This window comes from Mesorhizobium loti (assembly GCF_003148495.1).
GTDB classification, from domain to species: Bacteria; Pseudomonadota; Alphaproteobacteria; order Rhizobiales; family Rhizobiaceae; genus Mesorhizobium; species Mesorhizobium loti.
In genome coordinates this window covers 140,972-157,409 of the sequence record NZ_QGGH01000005.1, presented here as the reverse complement: position 1 = coordinate 157,409, position 16,438 = coordinate 140,972, and the positions used below count along the sequence as shown (strand labels likewise).

General features: G+C 64.7%; 14 protein-coding genes. 8 read left to right on the top strand and 6 right to left on the bottom strand.

Annotation, left to right across the window (positions count from 1 at the left end; genetic code table 11):
* Positions 1-47: 47 nt before the first annotated feature.
* Together C8D77_RS20505 and C8D77_RS20500 are read right to left on the bottom strand one after the other, a co-directional pair.
* On the bottom strand, positions 48-353 hold the full coding sequence (locus C8D77_RS20505) for a hypothetical protein (protein ID WP_109667099.1): 306 nt from the start codon (positions 351-353) through the stop codon (positions 48-50).
* A gap of 381 nt (positions 354-734) precedes the next feature.
* A complete protein-coding gene (locus C8D77_RS20500) occupies positions 735-1,838 on the bottom strand; it encodes a LacI family DNA-binding transcriptional regulator (RefSeq protein ID WP_215732071.1) in 1,104 nt (367 codons plus the stop codon).
* A gap of 581 nt (positions 1,839-2,419) precedes the next feature.
* Between C8D77_RS20500 and C8D77_RS20490 the strand changes: the two genes are divergently transcribed.
* From C8D77_RS20490 to C8D77_RS20465, 6 genes are all read left to right on the top strand, one after another.
* Positions 2,420-3,382: a sugar-binding protein gene (locus tag C8D77_RS20490; protein ID WP_109667737.1), complete on the top strand. Its 963-nt coding sequence runs from the start codon at positions 2,420-2,422 to the stop codon at positions 3,380-3,382.
* A 115-nt stretch (positions 3,383-3,497) separates the two neighbouring features.
* On the top strand, positions 3,498-5,042 hold the full coding sequence (locus C8D77_RS20485; RefSeq protein ID WP_109667734.1) for a sugar ABC transporter ATP-binding protein: 1,545 nt from the start codon (positions 3,498-3,500) through the stop codon (positions 5,040-5,042).
* Between the two features lie 57 nt (positions 5,043-5,099).
* On the top strand, positions 5,100-6,095 hold the full coding sequence (locus tag C8D77_RS20480) for an ABC transporter permease (RefSeq protein WP_109667096.1): 996 nt from the start codon (positions 5,100-5,102) through the stop codon (positions 6,093-6,095).
* An 83-nt stretch (positions 6,096-6,178) separates the two neighbouring features.
* Entirely contained in the window at positions 6,179-6,958 is a 780-nt protein-coding gene (locus C8D77_RS20475; RefSeq protein WP_109667094.1) for an SDR family NAD(P)-dependent oxidoreductase, read from the top strand.
* Positions 6,955-7,551 carry an SDR family oxidoreductase gene (locus tag C8D77_RS20470; RefSeq protein WP_245951842.1) on the top strand — a complete coding sequence of 199 codons (597 nt, stop codon included), beginning with the start codon at positions 6,955-6,957 and terminating at the stop codon, positions 7,549-7,551. The genes C8D77_RS20475 and C8D77_RS20470 overlap by 4 nt, the downstream gene beginning before the upstream one ends.
* A 149-nt stretch (positions 7,552-7,700) precedes the next feature.
* Positions 7,701-8,732: a substrate-binding domain-containing protein gene (locus tag C8D77_RS20465; protein ID WP_245951840.1), complete on the top strand. Its 1,032-nt coding sequence runs from the start codon at positions 7,701-7,703 to the stop codon at positions 8,730-8,732.
* Positions 8,733-8,735: 3 nt separating this feature from the next.
* Here the strand turns inward: C8D77_RS20465 and C8D77_RS20460 are convergent, their stop codons facing one another.
* Genes C8D77_RS20460 through C8D77_RS20445 form a run of 4 tightly spaced genes read right to left on the bottom strand, consistent with a single transcriptional unit; the run spans position 8,736 to position 12,551 of the window.
* Positions 8,736-9,908: a mandelate racemase/muconate lactonizing enzyme family protein gene (locus C8D77_RS20460; protein ID WP_109667086.1), complete on the bottom strand. Its 1,173-nt coding sequence runs from the start codon at positions 9,906-9,908 to the stop codon at positions 8,736-8,738.
* Between the two features lie 9 nt (positions 9,909-9,917).
* Complete coding sequence (locus tag C8D77_RS20455) at positions 9,918-10,907, bottom strand: transketolase family protein (RefSeq protein WP_109667084.1); 990 nt, start codon at positions 10,905-10,907, stop codon at positions 9,918-9,920.
* A complete protein-coding gene (locus C8D77_RS20450) occupies positions 10,904-11,752 on the bottom strand; it encodes a transketolase (RefSeq protein WP_109667081.1) in 849 nt (282 codons plus the stop codon). Before C8D77_RS20450 ends, C8D77_RS20455 begins: the two co-directional genes overlap by 4 nt.
* Positions 11,753-11,756: 4 nt before the next feature.
* Positions 11,757-12,551: an SDR family NAD(P)-dependent oxidoreductase gene (locus C8D77_RS20445; RefSeq protein WP_109667078.1), complete on the bottom strand. Its 795-nt coding sequence runs from the start codon at positions 12,549-12,551 to the stop codon at positions 11,757-11,759.
* 118 nt (positions 12,552-12,669) lie between these two features.
* Here C8D77_RS20445 and C8D77_RS20440 point away from each other — a divergent pair, with 118 nt between their 5' ends.
* Together C8D77_RS20440 and C8D77_RS20435 are read left to right on the top strand one after the other, a co-directional pair.
* Entirely contained in the window at positions 12,670-13,890 is a 1,221-nt protein-coding gene (locus C8D77_RS20440; RefSeq protein WP_109667076.1) for a mandelate racemase/muconate lactonizing enzyme family protein, read from the top strand.
* Between the two features lie 130 nt (positions 13,891-14,020).
* Complete coding sequence (locus C8D77_RS20435; RefSeq protein WP_109667732.1) at positions 14,021-16,420, top strand: thiamine pyrophosphate-dependent enzyme; 2,400 nt, start codon at positions 14,021-14,023, stop codon at positions 16,418-16,420.
* Positions 16,421-16,438: the final 18 nt, after the last annotated feature.

The window sequence follows — 16,438 nt, the reverse complement described above, 5'->3', positions numbered from 1 at the left end:
GAGCGCCTGAGACACCGGTTAGTAGCGTCTCAGGCTCTCAGTGCCGATTAGTCGGCCATGTTCTTCTCGCATGCGAAACATGCTTCGCCCGGATGACTTTCGTATGCCTCCTTTAGGAGGTCAGTGAATTCGCGAGCTTTCATGTCGGCGGCCCAAGGAACTGGCCCATTAGCACCACGGTTCCGGTCGTTCATCACCTGCTTGTAGAAATCGGCTTCCAAATCCCAAGCTGCTCCCCCGTAGATAGTACCGTGGGCCTCGCAGCTTTCCAGTATTCCGATGCCCACTAGGTAGGACGAGGCCATAGCTAAGTTTTCTTCGTGTTCCATCTTTGCCGCCTTAACGCCACCCATGATCTTTTCCTTCCCCTACAACATAGCGCAAGTAGCCGTCCCGGTGGGACGGCGCAATGTAGGTGGGCATTGGCTTGCGTTATGTCCATGACTTGGCGGCGAGAATTTGCTCTTGCAACCCGCTGAACCTATCGGGCCCATTCGCTTTCTGCACCGTCAAAATGGTCCGCGATCTGGCAGCATTCTGTCTGGGTTGCCGCGTTAGCGGTACCTAGCGCGAACGGTCGCAAGGCTATCGCAACTGCCGGGCCTTTCGCTACTCCCCTGCCAGTGGTGCACACAGGTAGACGGCTCTCCAAAAAAGCCTTTTGGTTCAATCTCTTTGGGTAAGTTTGGGCGTCTCCCGTCGGGTGCGCCAAACCTCCAAACACTCAATTTGCGTTAGCCCGCCACCCCCCGCACACTCTCCCTTTCCACCAGCGGGCACTCCAGCTTCGTGATCGGATACCGTCCCCGCCCGGGCGCCGCCGGCGCCTCCAGCTGTTCGATCGCCCATTGGCCCATCGCCATGTGCGGCAGGATCGAGGTGGTCAGCGGCGGGAACAGATGGCGGGCGATTTCCTCGTCGTCGTAGCCGACGACGGAGATGTCCTGCGGAATGTGCAGGCCGGCTTCCTTCAGCGCTTCGTAGCAGCCGATCGCGGTGCGGTCGTTCTGGCAGAAGATGGCGGTCGGTCGGTCTTTCAGCGCCAGCAGCTTGACGGTCGCGGCGTAGCCGGCGCTGGCCGACCAGTCGCCCTCGACCACCAGTTCGGGGTCGAACGGGATGTCGGCGGTGGCGAGCGCACGGCGGTAGCCTTTCAGCCGGTCCTGGGCGGCCTGCATCCACGGCTCGCCGGTGATGGTGGCGATGCGGCGGTGGCCGTGGCTGATCAGATGGCGGGTCGAGCTCTGGCCGCCGGCGATCTCGCTCGGCACCACGGCCGGGAAGGCGTAATCCGCCGTGTAGCAGTTGAGCAGGATCACCGGGATGTCGAGGCCGTAGAGGTAATCGGGCGCGGATATCTCGCGGGTGAAGATGGTCATGTAGATCAGCGCCGAAATCCCCCGCTTGGTCAGCGCCGCGATGGCGCGCGGCTCCATGACGGCATCGCCCAGCGTCTGCGCCACCAGAAGCACATTGCCGGCATTCCACGAGGCCTGCCGCGCACCCTCGATGGCGACCACGGCTTCCGGGCTGGTGGCGAGCTGGTCGACGGCAAAGCCGATCACCCCGTCCAGCCCCTCGAAGGCGGGGATCGGCGGGTGGAGGGCCTCGAAAGCGGGCGCGGTGTAGCCAAGGGTCCGTGCTACCTCGATCACCCGTTCGCGGGTCTGCTGCGACAGCTTGATCCCCGGCGAATTGTTGAGCACGAAGGAAACGGTCGCCTGCGAGCAGCCGGCCGCCCTGGCGATATCGATCATGGTGACGCGGCCCTTGGCGCCCTTGGCCGGCGCCTTGCGGCGCCTTATCGTGTCGCTGGCCGGATCCGTCGTCTCGCTCATGGCACCCCCAAATCCCAAACTGTCCTAGCGGCAGCCGGCCATGCCGGCAAGATGGCGTGACGCCGTCGATTGATGGAAATCGTCAAAAGCATTTATAACTATTAGCAGCCTCAAGGTCCATCCACCATGCGACTCCGCACAGGCTGAAATGCAAATGCTGCAAGGCTCATGCCTTGGCACAGCCGACGATGGCTCGCCGGCGAATGCGCCGCGAAACTACGACCATGTCTTCAGAATGCACCTCGAAACTAATACTGTTTACTAATACAAAAATGCGCTGTACCGTCAATCCGTCGCGTCCGGCCTGGTTGGTCCGGGGCGGCGGGAGTGGACGAGAAATAGCCCGATGGCGAGCGGATCCTACCTCCGCAAGCTTTTTCTCGGATATGTGATATGTCAGACAAATCGGACTATTTACGAACGAAGGATGAGTCTCTAAGGTCCATGATCGTGGCTGGAACGGCGCCATTGTTTCGGTGCCGGGAACACCTTTGAGGAGGAGGGCGTCCAAGCTGCAAACGGCAAATCAGGTCAGTGCAAGATCGGTCAGTCCAACGACTGAACCAAACGGGAGGTTGAACATGAAATCCTTGATACGAAATGCATCCGTAGCCGCGACCGCGCTGCTGCTTGGCCTGTCGGCCACGGCAATCGCGCGCGCCGACGACAAGCCGACGCTGGCCTTCGTCGTCAACGGCGCTTCCGATTTCTGGAAGGCCGCCGAAGCCGGCGTCAAGAAGGCGCAGGGCGAACTGCCCGACTACACGCTCGAGCTCAAATATCCCGAGCAGTCCTCGGTCGCCATCCAGCAGCGGCTGATGGACGACCTGGTGACGGCCGGCGTGAAGGGCATCATGGTCTCGGCGGTCGATCCGAAGACCTCCACCGATGGCCTCAACAAGATTGCCTCGCAAACGGCGCTGTTCACCACCGACTCGGACGCGCCGCAGACCAAGCGCGTCGCCTATATCGGCTCGTCCAATGTCGATGCCGGCAAGCAGGCGGCCGAGATCGCCAAGAAGGCGATGCCCAATGGTGGAAAATGCCTCGGCTTCGTCGGCCTGCTCGGCGCCGACAATGCCAAGGAGCGCATCCAGGGCATGAAGGACGGTCTGGCCGGCACCAAGATCGAGTTGATCGACGTGCGCGGCGACGACATCGACCAGGCGCGCGCCAAGAAGAATGTCGAGGACGCGCTGGTCGCCAGCCCCGACGTCACCTGCATGGTCGGCTTCTACTCCTACAACACGCCGCGCATCTATGAAGCGCTGCGCGACGCCGGCAAGCTCGGCTCGATCACCGTCGTCGGCTTCGATGACGATCCGATCACGCTGGGCGGCGTCAAGGAAGGCACCGTTGCCGCCACCGTCGTGCAGCAGCCCTTCGAATGGGCCTATCAGGGCATGAAGCTGATGGCTGCCTATCTCAAGGGCGACAAGTCGGGCATCCCGGCAGGCAACCTCATCATCATCCCGACCAAGATCATCGGCAAGGATGACGTCGACGCCTATGCCGCCAATCTGAAGGCGATGTCCGGAAACTAAGACATAATGCAGTTCAGCCGGCTCAACGTCGCTTGGGCCGGCTGCTCGCATTGACGAACACCGCGAGGATCGTCAGTCTGCCAAAAGATCGGCCCGCCAATCGCTGTCAGGCATGATGAATTATTCCGACACATCCATTGCTGCATCCGTGACCGCCCCGTTTCTCAGCCTTGAGAACGTGCGCAAGACCTATCCGGGCGTCGTCGCGCTCGACGGCTTCTCCATGGAGGTCAGGCCGGGCGAGGTCATCGGCCTTGTCGGCGAAAACGGCGCCGGCAAATCGACCTTGATGAAGATCCTCGGCGGCGTCACCACGCCGGACAGCGGCACGATCACGGTTGACGGCACCGCGCATGACAGGCTCTCCGTCGAAGGCAGCCTGGGGTCGGGCATCGCCTTCGTCCACCAGGAACTCAATCTGTTCGACAATCTCGACGTCGCCGCCAACATCTTCTTCGGCCGCGAGCCATTGCGCGCCGGGCCGTTCAAGCTCGTCGACCGCGCAAAACTGCGCACCATGGTGGCGCCGCTGCTGAAGCGCGTCGGCGCCAATTTTTCCGCCGACACGCAGGTCGCGACCCTGTCACTGGCCCAGCAGCAGATGGTCGAGATCGCCAAGGCGCTGTCGATCGAGGCGCGGCTGGTCATCCTCGACGAGCCGACGTCGAGCCTGCCGCTCGCCGAGACCGACAAATTGCTGGACGTCATCAAGGCGCTGAAGGCGGACGGCATCAGCGTCATCTTCATTTCGCACCGCCTGCACGAGGTCGAGCGCGTCGCCGACCGCGTCGTCGTGCTGCGCGACGGCATGCTGGCCGGCACGCTGGGCAAGCACGACATCGGCCACGACCAGATGGTCAAGCTGATGATCGGCCGCATGCTGAAGGAGCGCGAGAAGGCCTCCGAGGCGGCGCGAGCACCGGGCGCCGTCGCGCTTTCGGCCAAGGCCATCCGCACGCCGGCCTATCCCGGCCGGCCGGTCGATCTCGACGTCAGGCGCGGCGAAATCCTCGGCCTCGCCGGGCTTGTCGGCTCTGGCCGCACGGAACTCGCACGGGTGTTCTTCGGCATCGACTCGAAGCTTGGCGGCGCGCTTGAGCTCGACGGCAAGCCGCTTGCGCTGGCTTCCGCGGCCGATGCCGTCGCGCATGGCATCTTCCTGGTGCCCGAAGACCGCAAGCTGACCGGCATCCTGCTCGACCTGTCGATCGCTGAGAATATTTCGCTGCCCAACCTGCCGGCGCATGCGCGCCGCTCCCTGGTGTCGACAAGTGCCGAGACCGCCACCGCCGAGAAGCAGAAGAGCAATCTCGGCATCAAGGCGCCGTCGGTGCAGACGCGCACCGGCACGCTGTCGGGCGGCAACCAGCAGAAGGTCGTGCTCGGCAAATGGCTGGCCATGAATCCGAAAGTGATGATCCTCGACGAACCGACGCGCGGCATCGACATCGGCGCCAAGGCGGAAATCTACGGGCTGATGCGGGCGCTCGCCGATGCCGGCGTCGCCGTGCTGATGATCTCCTCCGACATGGAAGAGGTGATCGGCGTGTCCGACCGCATCGCCGTCATGCATGAGGGCCAGATCTCGGGCATTCTCGACAAGGACGGGTTCAGCCAGGAAAACGTGCTGCTGCTGGCGGTGGGCAAGCAGCCGAAATAGTTTTGCCACGGGCCGCGGCAGCGCGATCCGCTCGGGGCAGGCATTGGGGAGAAGACGATGAGCAAGAAAGATCTCGGCCTGCTGATCCTGATCCTGGTGGTCGGCGCCATCGTTGCGATCATCAATCCGCGCTTCCTGTTGCCGATCAACCTCGCCAACACCTCCAACCTGATCGGCCTGTTCGGCATCCTGTCGATCGGCCAGGCCTTCGTCATCATCACCGGCGGCATCGAACTGTCGGTCGGCTCGGTGGTAGCGCTGCTGGGAACGCTGTTCATCGACTTCATCGCCGTGCGCGAGGTGGCGTGGCCGCTGGCCTTCGTGCTGATCCTCGTGCTCGGCGCCATCATCGGCCTCGTTCATGGCTGGCTGATCACGCGGCTCAAGCTGCAGCCCTTCGTCGTCACACTGTGCGGCCTCCTGATCTACCGCGGCGTCGCCCGCTTCTACACCGCGGACGGCACCGCCGGCTTCGCCTTCGGCCAGAACTTTCCCGACCTCGAATTCCTCACCGCCGGGCGCTCCTATGGCGTTCCCAACAGCTTCATCGCGCTGATCGTCATTTCCATCGTCATGTGGGTGGTGCTGCACCGCTCGGTGTTCGGCCGCTATCTCTACGCCATCGGCAAGAACGAGGAGGCGGCGAAATACTCCGGCATCCGCACCGGCCGCGTCGTCATGGCGGCCTATGTCATTTGCGGCGTGCTGACGGCGCTGTCGGCGATCTATTTCGCCATGTACACGCGCTCGATCTCGCCGGCCAGCCACGGCCAGTTCTACGAACTCTACGCCATCGCAGCCGCCGTGCTCGGCGGCTTCTCGCTGCGTGGCGGCGAGGGCTCGCTCATCGGCGTCATCCTCGGCACGGTGCTGCTGCAGGAGCTGCAGAACCTCGTCAACCTGCTCGGCATCCCGTCCTCGCTCAACTTCGCGGTGATGGGCGGCGTCATCCTCATAGGCGTGCTGGTCGACCAGCAATGGGGGGTGTTCCGGGAACGGCGGCTGATGGTCGACGCCACCCGCAAAAGCGCCGCCGGCGCGGCCGCCGAATAACCGCCGGCCGCGACACGAAAGCTTGTCCGCGCTTTGAGATTATTATAATAGCATAACCCGAACTGGTCGGGGACGGACGAGACATGCGCTGCGATTTGCGAGGCAAGGTAGCGCTGGTCACCGGAGCCGCGGGCGCGATCGGCAGTTCCATCGCCAAACGCCTGTCCGACAATGGCGCCGCGGTCGTCGTCGCCGACATCAACAGCGAGGGTGCGAGCCAGGTCGCGGCCGGCTTGAGCGATGCGATCGCTTGCACCGTCGACATCCGCGATGCCGCCTCGGTCGATAGTGCGATCGCCGCCATCATGGATCGCCATGGCCGGCTCGACATCCTCATCAACAATGCCGGCGTCAACACGCTGGCGCATCGCGTCACATTAGATGAATTTCCCCCCGAGGAATGGGATCGCATCACCGGCATCGACCTCGACGGTCTCTACATCATGAGCCGCGCGGCCCTTGCGCCCATGCTCGCCGCCGGCAGGGGCGGGCGCATCGTCAACATCGCCTCGGTCGTCGGCCTTGCCGCCATGCGGCTGCAAAGCCCCTTTGTCGCCGCCAAAGCCGGCATCATCCATCTGACGCGATCGATGGCCATCGAACTCGGAGCCAAGGGCATCCTGACCAACGCGATCGCGCCAGGCTCGGTGATGACGGCGCTGACGGCAAAACTGTTCTATGACGACGACGGCAAGTTCGCCGGTCGCACGCAGGAATTCCTTGCCCATGTCCCGCTCGCCCGCCCGGCCCAGCCGGAGGAGATCGCGGAAACCGTGCTGTTCCTGGCCTCGCCTGCCGCCAGCTACATTAACGGCCAGGTGCTGGCCGTCGATGGCGGCTGGACGGCAGGATATATGATGTGAGTAAAGCCATGGAAATCGACCTTGATGGCGCAGCGATTGCCCTTGATGGCGACAGCAATCTGATCGCCGAGGCAGCGCTTGCCGCATTGCAGGCCAATGGCGGCCGGCTGATCGAAGGCTCTCATGCTCGGGAAGCCGATATATTGCTGATGTCCTGCCCGCTGCGGCCGGGAACGGTGGCGGGAGATCCGAGAGCGCTCTACGCCGATGCGCGCAAGGCTGCCGTGGCCATGACGGAGCGTGGGCGCGGCCGCATCGTCTTCCTGCTGTCGGCGACCGCCGGCATGCCGATGCGCCGCCACCCGCGCTTTTCCATGGAGAACGCCTCGATCCTTGCCGGTATGCGCACGCTGGCCATGGAGTTCGGCCCCAAGGTCCTGGTCAATGCCGTCGGCGTCGGCGCGGTCGAGGATGAAACCATGGTTTCCGGCGACAAGGCGATGCTCAGCCACACCCCAGTCGGCCGTGCCGGTAGCATCGAGGAAGCGGTTGCAGCCGTGCTGTTCTTCTGCGATCCCCTGAACACCTACACGACAGGCCAGATGCTTTGTGTCGATGGTGGCTGGATGGCAGGCTATGGGCGCAATTTCTGAACCGTTGACGCTCAAGGCGGGCGGGCAGCGGCGCGCTCCTCGCGACAGCTGGGCACGTCGCTGGAAAGCGTCCCCTGCAACCGCTATGAATGGCTGATGTCGCGTGATCCGCAGGACAGTGCTGGATCGCGCCCTCTTGGAGCATGGTGATGACCGATAGACCGCCAGCGGGCAAGAAGAAGCCGCAGCGCCTTGGCGTCCGCGAGATCGCCAAGCGCGTCGGCGTCGCGCCGATGACGGTGTCGCGCGCGCTGTCCAATCCCGACATGGTCTCGCCGGAGACGCGCGCCAAGGTGCTCGAGGCCATCGAGCAGGCCGGCTTTGTGCCGAACCGGCTGGCGTCGAGCATGCGCGGCAATGGCCGCATGATCGGCACCGTGGTGCCGCCGCTGATCAATTCGGGCATCGCCGAACAGGTGCAAGGCATGTCCGACGAATGCCATGAGAGCGGCTATTCGATGCTCCTGGTGCAGGGCGAGTTCACGCAGGAAGCCGAGGAGAAATCGATCCGCAATCTGCTCGGCTGGCGCCCGGTCGGCATGATCCTGCAGAGCTTCGTACAAAGCGAGGTCGCCCGCGCGCTTCTCAAGAGCAGCGGCGCACCGGTGGTAGAGATATCCGAGATCAAGGGCCGCAAGCCGATCGACATGGTGGTCGGCGTCTCCAATTTCGAGACCGCCTATGCCATGACCATGCATCTGGCGGCCAAGGGCTACAAGCGCATCGGCTTCGTCTCGACGCCCATCCACGGCAATGACCGCCTGCAGCAGCGCCGCACCGGCTATCACGCCGCACTCACCGAACTCGGTATCAAGAATCATGACGACATGGAGGTCGAGGTGCCGATCACCGCCCAAGGCGGCGCCGAGGCGCTGGTGACGTTGACCTCCCGCCACAGGGATATCGACGCCATCTTCTTTTCCAGTGACACACTCGCCGTCGGCGCCGTGCAGGAATGCCACCGGCGCCGCTGGGCGGTGCCGGGCAGGATCGCCATTGCCGGCTATGGCGACATGGATCTGGCGGCCCAGCTTTATCCGCCGCTGACCACGGTGAAGGTCAACCGCTACGAGATGGGCCGGCGCGCCGTGCGGCAATTGCTGGCAAGGCTCGGCGGCAACACCAAGGTGCCGACCATCACCAGCCTCGGCTTCGAGATCGTCGACCGCGAAAGCGCCTGATGATCAGGACTGCGGTTCTTCACGCCGCCCAAGACGCTTTTCCCAACCTTCGGCATGGACGTTGAGATAGGCGTGGGGATCGTAGGGGTGCTCCTTGATCGCTTCGATGTTGAGATCGATGCCGAGCCCCGGCGCGTGCGGCAGCGACAGATGGCCATTGTCCGGACTGACGGTCGGATGCCAGGTGACGAGGTCGCGCGTCCACGGGTCGTTGAAGGCGTCGAAATGCTCCTGGATGAGGAAGTTCGGCACTGCCGCCGCCAGCTGCAGGCACACCGCCGTCGCCACCGGTCCGCCGCTCTGGTGCGGCGCGATGTGGCTGCCATGGGCGAGTGCGAGGTTGGCCACCTGCATCGACGGCGTGATGCCGCCGAGCGACATCGGCTCGGGCTGGAAGATGTTGACGCCGCCGCCGGCTGCAAGCGTGTAGAACTGGCCGACCGTGTCGTACATCTCGCCGGTCGCCACCGGGATCGGTGATCGATGCGCCACTTCGTGCACGGTCTCCTGCCGGTCGCGCGAGGTCGGCTCCTCCCACCAGTAGATGTCGAGGTTGGCGAATTTTTGGGCCGCTTGCAGGGCGGCGATCTCGGTGAAGCGCGCATGCACGTCGATCAGGATCAGCGTGTCCTTGGGCAGTTCATCGCGCAAGGTCCGGCAGATGGCGTAGGACAGCTCCAGCTCCTCGCGCGCGATAAAACCTTGCGCGGTGCCGAACGGATCGAGCTTGAATGCCTTGAAGCCTTTGGCCAGCACTGCCTTGGCGGCCTCGAGGAAGGCTTCCGGCGTACGCTCGGTGCGGTACCAGCCATTGGCGTAGCCGAGCACGCTGTCGCGCACCTGGCCGCCCAGCAACTGGTGGATCGGCACGCCGAGGCTCTTGCCCAGTATGTCCCAGCAGGCGACTTCTATCGCCGCGATCACCGTGCGGTGGATATGGCCGCCGTCGAGCGAGACGCTGTCCAGCATGCGTTTGGCCAGCGCGTTGATGCGGCATGGATCCTGGCCGATGGCCAGATGCTTGAGCTCATGCACGCCGGCTTCGGTGGTCTTGATGAAGCCGTTCAGCGTGCCTTCGCCGACACCGTGAATGCCGCTGTCGGTATGCACTTTGACGAACAGCCAGTTCTTCCAGCCGGCGCCGACGGCAAAGGTCTCGATCTCGGTGATCTTCATGCGAAAGTCCTAGCCCAGCGCAGCGATCGTTGCGATGACGGCCTCGGTGGTCAGGCCGTATTTCGCTTGCAAGGTCGGCACCGCGCCGCATTCGATATAACGGTCGGGCAGGCCGATGCGCTTCACTGTCTTCGCAATGCCGGCATCGAACAAGGTCTCGACGACAAGGCTCGCTAGCCCACCGACAACGACGTGGTTTTCCGCCGTGACGATACGGCCGACACCGGCCGCGAACTCAGCGACCGCCTCGGCGTCGAACGGTTTTATGGTCGGCACATGCAGCACACCGGCTGACATGCCTTGTTTGCGCAAGGCGTCCGCCGCGTCCAGCGCGCGCTCGGTCATGAAGCCGGTCGAGATGATGCCGACATCCGACCCTTCGCGGAGCCGCCGCGCCTTGCCGATCTCGAAGCGATAGCCGGGCTCGAACACGACAGGCACGCTGCCGCGCAGCAGCCGCATATAGACCGGCCCCCGATGCTCGGCGATCGCCTCGGTCGCCGCCTCGATCTCGGTCGCGTCGCAGGGATCGATGATGGTGAGACCGGGAATCATGCGCATCAACGCCAAATCCTCGATCGCCTGATGCGTGCCGCCATAGCCGGTCGTCAGGCCGGGCAGGCCGGCGACGATCTTGACGTTGAGGTTGGAGTGGGCGAGCGCGATGGCGACGAAATCATAGGCACGCCGCGTTGCGAACACGCCATAGGTGGTGGCGAACGGCATCTTGCCGGTGCGCGCCAGCCCGGCGGCGACGGCCACGAGATTCTGTTCGGCCATGCCGACATTGAAGAAGCGGTCCGGGAAGGCGTCGCGGAACGGCAGGATGTCGGTATATTTGCCGAGATCAGCGGTCAGCCCGACAATATCGGGCCGACTCTGGCCAAGTTTTGCGAGCGCCCGGCCGAACGGTGCCTCCACGCTGTGCCGGCCGCCGCCGACCGCTTCGTCCTGGCCCATGGCCAGCGTGCGGCCGGCCTCCACTGCCGCGCCGCTCATTGGGCCGCTCCCGCGCTCTTCTCGAACTCGGCGATGATGCCGTCCCATTGCGCGACGTCGATGCGGAAGAAATGCGATTTCTCGCTGCTCTCGATGCGTGGCACGCCCTTGCCCGGCAGCGTGCGCAGCACGATCGCCGTCGGCTTGCCGTTGCGCTCACGTGCGCCAGCCAGCGCGCCGACCACCGCCGTCATGTCGTTGCCGTCGATCTCGAATGTTTCCCAGCCGAAGGCGCGCCATTTGTCGGCTACAGGCTCCATATCGAGCACGACAGGTCCGTCGGCCTGGATGCCGTTGCAGTCGATCAGCGCCACCAGCCCGTCGAGCCTGAAATGGCTGGCCGACATCGCCGCTTCCCAGGTCGAGCCCTCTTGCATCTCGCCATCGGAAAGCTCGACGAAGACGCGCGCGTCGTAGCGATCGACGCGCAAGCCCAGTGCCTGGCCAACGCCTTGTCCTAGACCGTGGCCGAGCGAGCCGCCGATCATCTCGACGCCGGGCGTGGTGTCGAGCGTCGACATTTCCAGCCGGCTGTTGTCGGCACCATAGGTGACCAACTCCTCGACCGGAATGATGCCGGCCTCGGCCAGTGCCGCCCACAGCGCGATGGAATAGTGCCCGGTCGACAACAGGAAGCGGTCGCGATCGGGCCAGGCTGGATTGTGAGGGTCATAGCGCAGTTCGTGGAAATAGAGCGCCGCCAGCGCATCGGCGATGCCGAGGCCCTGGCCGATATAGCCCTGGCCCTGGCCGCGCGCCATGGTCAGCATGTGGCGGCGCAGCCGCTTTGCCTTGCGTTCGAGCGCGCCGATGTCGGCGCTGCCGGGAGGGGAGTTTCGCAACATTGGATCAGTCCTTGTCGAGCCCGCCCGACATGTTGAGCCGCTCGGCAGTCATGTATTTGGGCGAATCGAGGCAGAGCCAGACGACCGCTTCGGCCACCTCGGAAATCTCGGCGCGGCGGCCGAGCGGAATGCGGCGTGTGCGCTCGTCGAGGAAGGCCTGCAGATCGTTGCGGCCATTGGCACGGGCGAGATCGGCCTCGGTCGAGCGCTGCATCTCGGTGTCCATCATGCCCGGCGCCAGGCTGTTGACCAGCACGCCGTAGGGCGCCAGCGCCACCGCAGCAGCCCGCGTGATGGAGTCGACGCCCGCCTTGCTGGCGGTGTAGGCGGTGTAATCGGGCAGCGCCATGCGCGAGCCTGGCGAGGTGATGTTGACGATGCGCCCCGAACGCTGCTCGCGCATCACCCGGCCGGCCGCCTTGCAGGCCATGGCAAGCGCGGTGACATTGAGCGCCAGCGTGAGCGTCCACGCTTTGAAGGTGGCGTCGAGGAACGGCTCGATCACGCCGTAGCCGGCATTGTTGACCAGGATGTCGATCCCGCCCCAGCGCGCGACCACTTTTTCCACCGCCGCTTCCGGCGCTCCCTCCAGGGTGAAATCGCCTGTTATGGCTTCGGTTTCCGCGCCGGTATCCCCGATTTGCCGGGCGGTTTCGGCCAGTCCATCGCCATTGATGTCTGCAATTGCGACGGCACAGCCGCGCCGAGCCAACTGGATCGCCACCTCGCGGCCGAGACCGCCTGCGGCCCCGGTGACCAGTGCCCTCGGTCGCGTGGTATCGTGAGTTTCGGCAGGCAAGCGAGCACCCTCCCGGTGGCCATCTTGACGGGATTGATACCGGTACCATAAATGACTGTCAACGGGGATATGCTATTGCAGGCCGAGCCACACGGCTCGTCGGAATCGGGAGGAAAGAATGAAAGTCGTCGCGCTCGAAACGCTGCAGCTGGCCGAGTTCCCGTTCCTGTTCTGGCTGCGCGTCCACACCGATGCCGGCGTCATCGGCACCGGCGAGACCTTCTGGGCGCCGGGGCCGGTCGCCTCCTATATCCACGACAATGTCGCCGCCTATCTCCTGGGCAAGGACCCGCGCGACATCGAGTTGCATGACCGCACGCTGGGCAGCGTCTATGTCGGCGCGCGCGATTCCGGCGCCGAGGTGCGCGGCAATTCCGCCGTCAACATCGCGTTGTGGGACATCTATGGCCAAGCGCTCGGCGAGCCGGTCTGGCGGCTGCTCGGCGGGCGCACCCACAGAACCGTTCCGATCTACAACACTTGCGCCGGCTACAAACATGTCCGCGCCACAAAGAAGAACGCGCTGTTCGAGCGTGGCGAGGACTGGTCGCTCAAGGCTGGCGATTCGAATGAGGGACCGTACGAGGATCTGCTTGCCTGGCGCTACAATGCCGGCGACCTCGCCAAGAGCCTGAAGTCGGAAGGCATCGGCGCCATGAAGATATGGCCGTTCGACATCGCCGCCGAAGCGTCGAACGGCGCCCGCATTTCGCTTGCCGACCTCGACAAGGCGCTGGAGCCCTTCCAGAAGATCCGCGATGCCGTCGGCCGCGACATGGAGATCATGGTCGAGCTGCACGGTCTGTGGACCTTGCCGCCGGTGCTGCGCATCGCCGAGGCGTTGAAGCCCTACGACGTCGCCTGGCTGGAGGAGCCGATCCGTTACAACGAGCTCGACGCCATGGCCGAGCTTGCCCGCCACACCTCGATACCCGTCGCCGCCAGCGAAAGGCTGGCCTCGCGTCAGATGTTCAAGCAGCTGATCGACAAGCGCGCGGCTAGCGTGATCATGATCGACCTCGCCTGGTGCGGCGGCCTCTCGGAAGCGCGCAAGATCGCCAACATGGCCGAAGCCAGCGAACTGCCGGTGACCCTGCATGACTGCACCGGGCCGATCGTCTATGCCGCCAGTTGCGCGCTCTCAGCCACCTTGCCGAACGTCAATTACCAGGAAGCGGTGCGCGCCTATTTCACCGGCTGGTACACCGAGATCGTCGCCGACATACCGCCGGTCAGCAATGGTCATGTCGCGCCGCTCGAAGGGCCGGGGCTTGGTCTCAGCCTGCGGCCCGAGCTGTTCCAGCGGCCCGACGCGACCGTGCGCATCACGAAAATCTAGCCGTCAGCGGGCTCTTTTCTGAGCCAGTAGACATTATGCTATTATAATCTATGATGGACCGAAGCGGGCGACCCACAAGCTCGCCGCCGGCGTTGTGCTGACCGGCGCAGACGGGTTCAGGGAGGCTTTGGTGGCAATTTCTGCGGCGCGCGCACGCGAGGATTCCAGGGGTGCGCCAAACCTCCCCGACCGGAAGGTCCTGCTCGATCTGTTCGAACGCATGGTGCTGTTGCGCCGCTTCGAAAGCATTGCCCAGATCGCTTGCCGCAAGGGCGAGACCCCCGGCTTCCTGCATCTCTATATTGGCGAGGAGGCGACCGGTGTTGGCGTCTGCGCGCATCTGCGCGCGACCGACTGGGTCACCTCGACCCATCGTGGCCATGGCCATGCGCTGGCCAAGGGGGCCAACCCCGGCCGGGTGATGGCCGAATTGTTCGGCAAGGCCGACGGCATTTGCGGTGGCCGCGGCGGCACCATGCATCTCTACGACCGCTCGGTCGGCCTGTTCGGCACCAATGGCATTGTCGCCGCCGGCATCGGCCATGCCGTCGGCATCGGCATGAGCGCCCGCCAGCAGGGGCGAGACGACATCGGTGTCGCCTTCTTCGGCGATGGCGCCGCCAATCATGGCGGCTTCCACGAAGCGCTCAACTTCGCCGCCGTGCAACGCGCGCCGGCGGTCTTCGTCTGCGAGAACAATCTCTACGCCACGGCGACGCCGCTCAACTCCGTCACGCTCAATCCCGAAATCGCCACCAAGGCCGCCTCCTACGGCATGCCCGGCGTCGCGGTGGACGGCAACGACGTCTTCGCCGTCTGGCTGGCGATGAAGGAAGCCACTGAGCGCGCCCGCGCCGGCAAGGGTCCGACGCTGATCGAGGCCAAGACCTACCGCACCGTCGGCCACCATGAAGGCGACCCGGTCATCGGCACCTACCGGACGCAGGAAGAACTCGACGCCTGGATCAAGCGCGATCCGATCGACATGTTTCGCAAGCGACTTATCGAGGATTACGGCATCGCCGATGCGGAAGCGCTGGCGGCGATCGAAAGCCGGATCGAGAAGGTGGTCGAGGAGGCGCTGGCCTTCGCCCGCAACTCGCCCGAGCCCGACCCGGCGACGGTGCGCCTGCATGTCTTTGCCGATCCGATCAACCCGCCGGCCGCCTTGGCTTGGCGTGCCGTCGGCGAGACGCGCACGCAAGGCTGGCTCGAAGCGGTGCGCGACGGCATCGCCGAGGAGATGCGCGCCGATCCGGCGATCCTCTATTTCGGCGAAGGCACCGGCGAACGCGGCGGCAGCTTCGCCCACACCAAAAATCTCTGGCAGGAGTTCGGAGCCGAGCGCATGGTCGACACGCCGATCTCCGAGCAGGGCTTTACCGCGGCCGCCGTCGGCGCCTCGGCCACCGGTGCCCGAACCGTCTCGGACCTGATGTTCGCCGACTTCGCTTTCGAGACCGCCGGCCAGATCTTTTTGCAGGCGGCGAAGCTGCGCTACATGACCAGCGGCCTGATGAGCGCGCCGATGGTGGTGCGCGTCGGCGCCGGCGCGCTGCGCAGTTCCGGCCCGCATCACAGCGGCATCTATCACCCGGTCTTCGCCCACATGCCGGGCCTCATTGTCTGCGTACCCTCGACCCCGGCCGACGCCAAGGGCCTGATGAAGACCGCGCTGCGGGCCGGGGATCCGGTCATCATGCTCGAACCAAAGGCGCTGTTCGCGTCCAAGGGCGAGGTGCCGGTTGGCGAACATTATGTGCCGTTCGGCGTCGCGCGTATCGCCCGGGCCGGCACCGACATCACCATCGTCGCCGCCGGGCAGATGGTGCAGCGCGCGCTGGAGGCGGCGCAGACGCTGGCCACTGAGGGCATCGAAGCCGAGGTGATCGATCCGCGCACCATCATGCCGCTCGACATCGACACCATCGTCGCCAGCGTGCGCAAAACCCATCGCCTGCTCATCGTCGACGAGGCCTGGGCGATGTGCGGACTGGGTGGGGAGATCGCGCAGGCCATCAACGAACTCGCCTTCGACGAACTCGACGCACCGCCGGGAAGGTTGCACACGGCGCCGACCTCTCATCCTTTCGCGCCGGTGCTGGAGCGCGCCATGCTGGTCGACACGGCGCGCATCGTCCAGGGCGTGCGCGACGTCATCGCGGGCAAGCCGCCGGTGCCGGATCACTGGTACACGGTCGGCCTGAAAAGTGCTGCGCCGGCTAATCCTGCGCCCGCTCCAGCCAAGTCGCAGCCCGCCACGCCGGCGTCAACGACTGCACCTGCCGCCAGCGACGACGAGCCGATAACCATGCCGTTCGGCGACCTCACCGTCAGCGAAGGCACCGTCGTCAAATGGCTGAAGGCGGTCGGCGATGCGATCAAGGAGGGCGAACTGATCGCTGAGATCGAGACCGACAAGGCCGTGGTCGAGATCGAGGCGCCGATCAGCGGCACGCTAAGCGCGATCGACCAGCCGGTCGGCGCCGTCGTGCCGATGGGCGGCCGCATCGGCTGCATCAAGAAATAACCACCTCACACGTGAAAT

What these genes read in the sequence shown, in the direction of transcription:
- C8D77_RS20475 (WP_109667094.1), top strand. Translation starts at nt 6,179, where the DNA reads ATGCGCTGCGATTTGCGAGGCAAGGTAGCGCTGGTCACCGGAGCCGCG.
- C8D77_RS20500 (WP_215732071.1), bottom strand. Translation starts at nt 1,838, where the DNA reads ATGAGCGAGACGACGGATCCGGCCAGCGACACGATAAGGCGCCGCAAG.
- C8D77_RS20480 (WP_109667096.1), top strand. Translation starts at nt 5,100, where the DNA reads ATGAGCAAGAAAGATCTCGGCCTGCTGATCCTGATCCTGGTGGTCGGC.
- C8D77_RS20440 (WP_109667076.1), top strand. Translation starts at nt 12,670, where the DNA reads ATGAAAGTCGTCGCGCTCGAAACGCTGCAGCTGGCCGAGTTCCCGTTC.
- C8D77_RS20485 (WP_109667734.1), top strand. Translation starts at nt 3,498, where the DNA reads ATGAATTATTCCGACACATCCATTGCTGCATCCGTGACCGCCCCGTTT.
- C8D77_RS20450 (WP_109667081.1), bottom strand. Translation starts at nt 11,752, where the DNA reads ATGTTGCGAAACTCCCCTCCCGGCAGCGCCGACATCGGCGCGCTCGAA.
- C8D77_RS20460 (WP_109667086.1), bottom strand. Translation starts at nt 9,908, where the DNA reads ATGAAGATCACCGAGATCGAGACCTTTGCCGTCGGCGCCGGCTGGAAG.
- C8D77_RS20490 (WP_109667737.1), top strand. Translation starts at nt 2,420, where the DNA reads ATGAAATCCTTGATACGAAATGCATCCGTAGCCGCGACCGCGCTGCTG.
- C8D77_RS20465 (WP_245951840.1), top strand. Translation starts at nt 7,701, where the DNA reads ATGACCGATAGACCGCCAGCGGGCAAGAAGAAGCCGCAGCGCCTTGGC.
- C8D77_RS20505 (WP_109667099.1), bottom strand. Translation starts at nt 353, where the DNA reads ATGGGTGGCGTTAAGGCGGCAAAGATGGAACACGAAGAAAACTTAGCT.
- C8D77_RS20455 (WP_109667084.1), bottom strand. Translation starts at nt 10,907, where the DNA reads ATGAGCGGCGCGGCAGTGGAGGCCGGCCGCACGCTGGCCATGGGCCAG.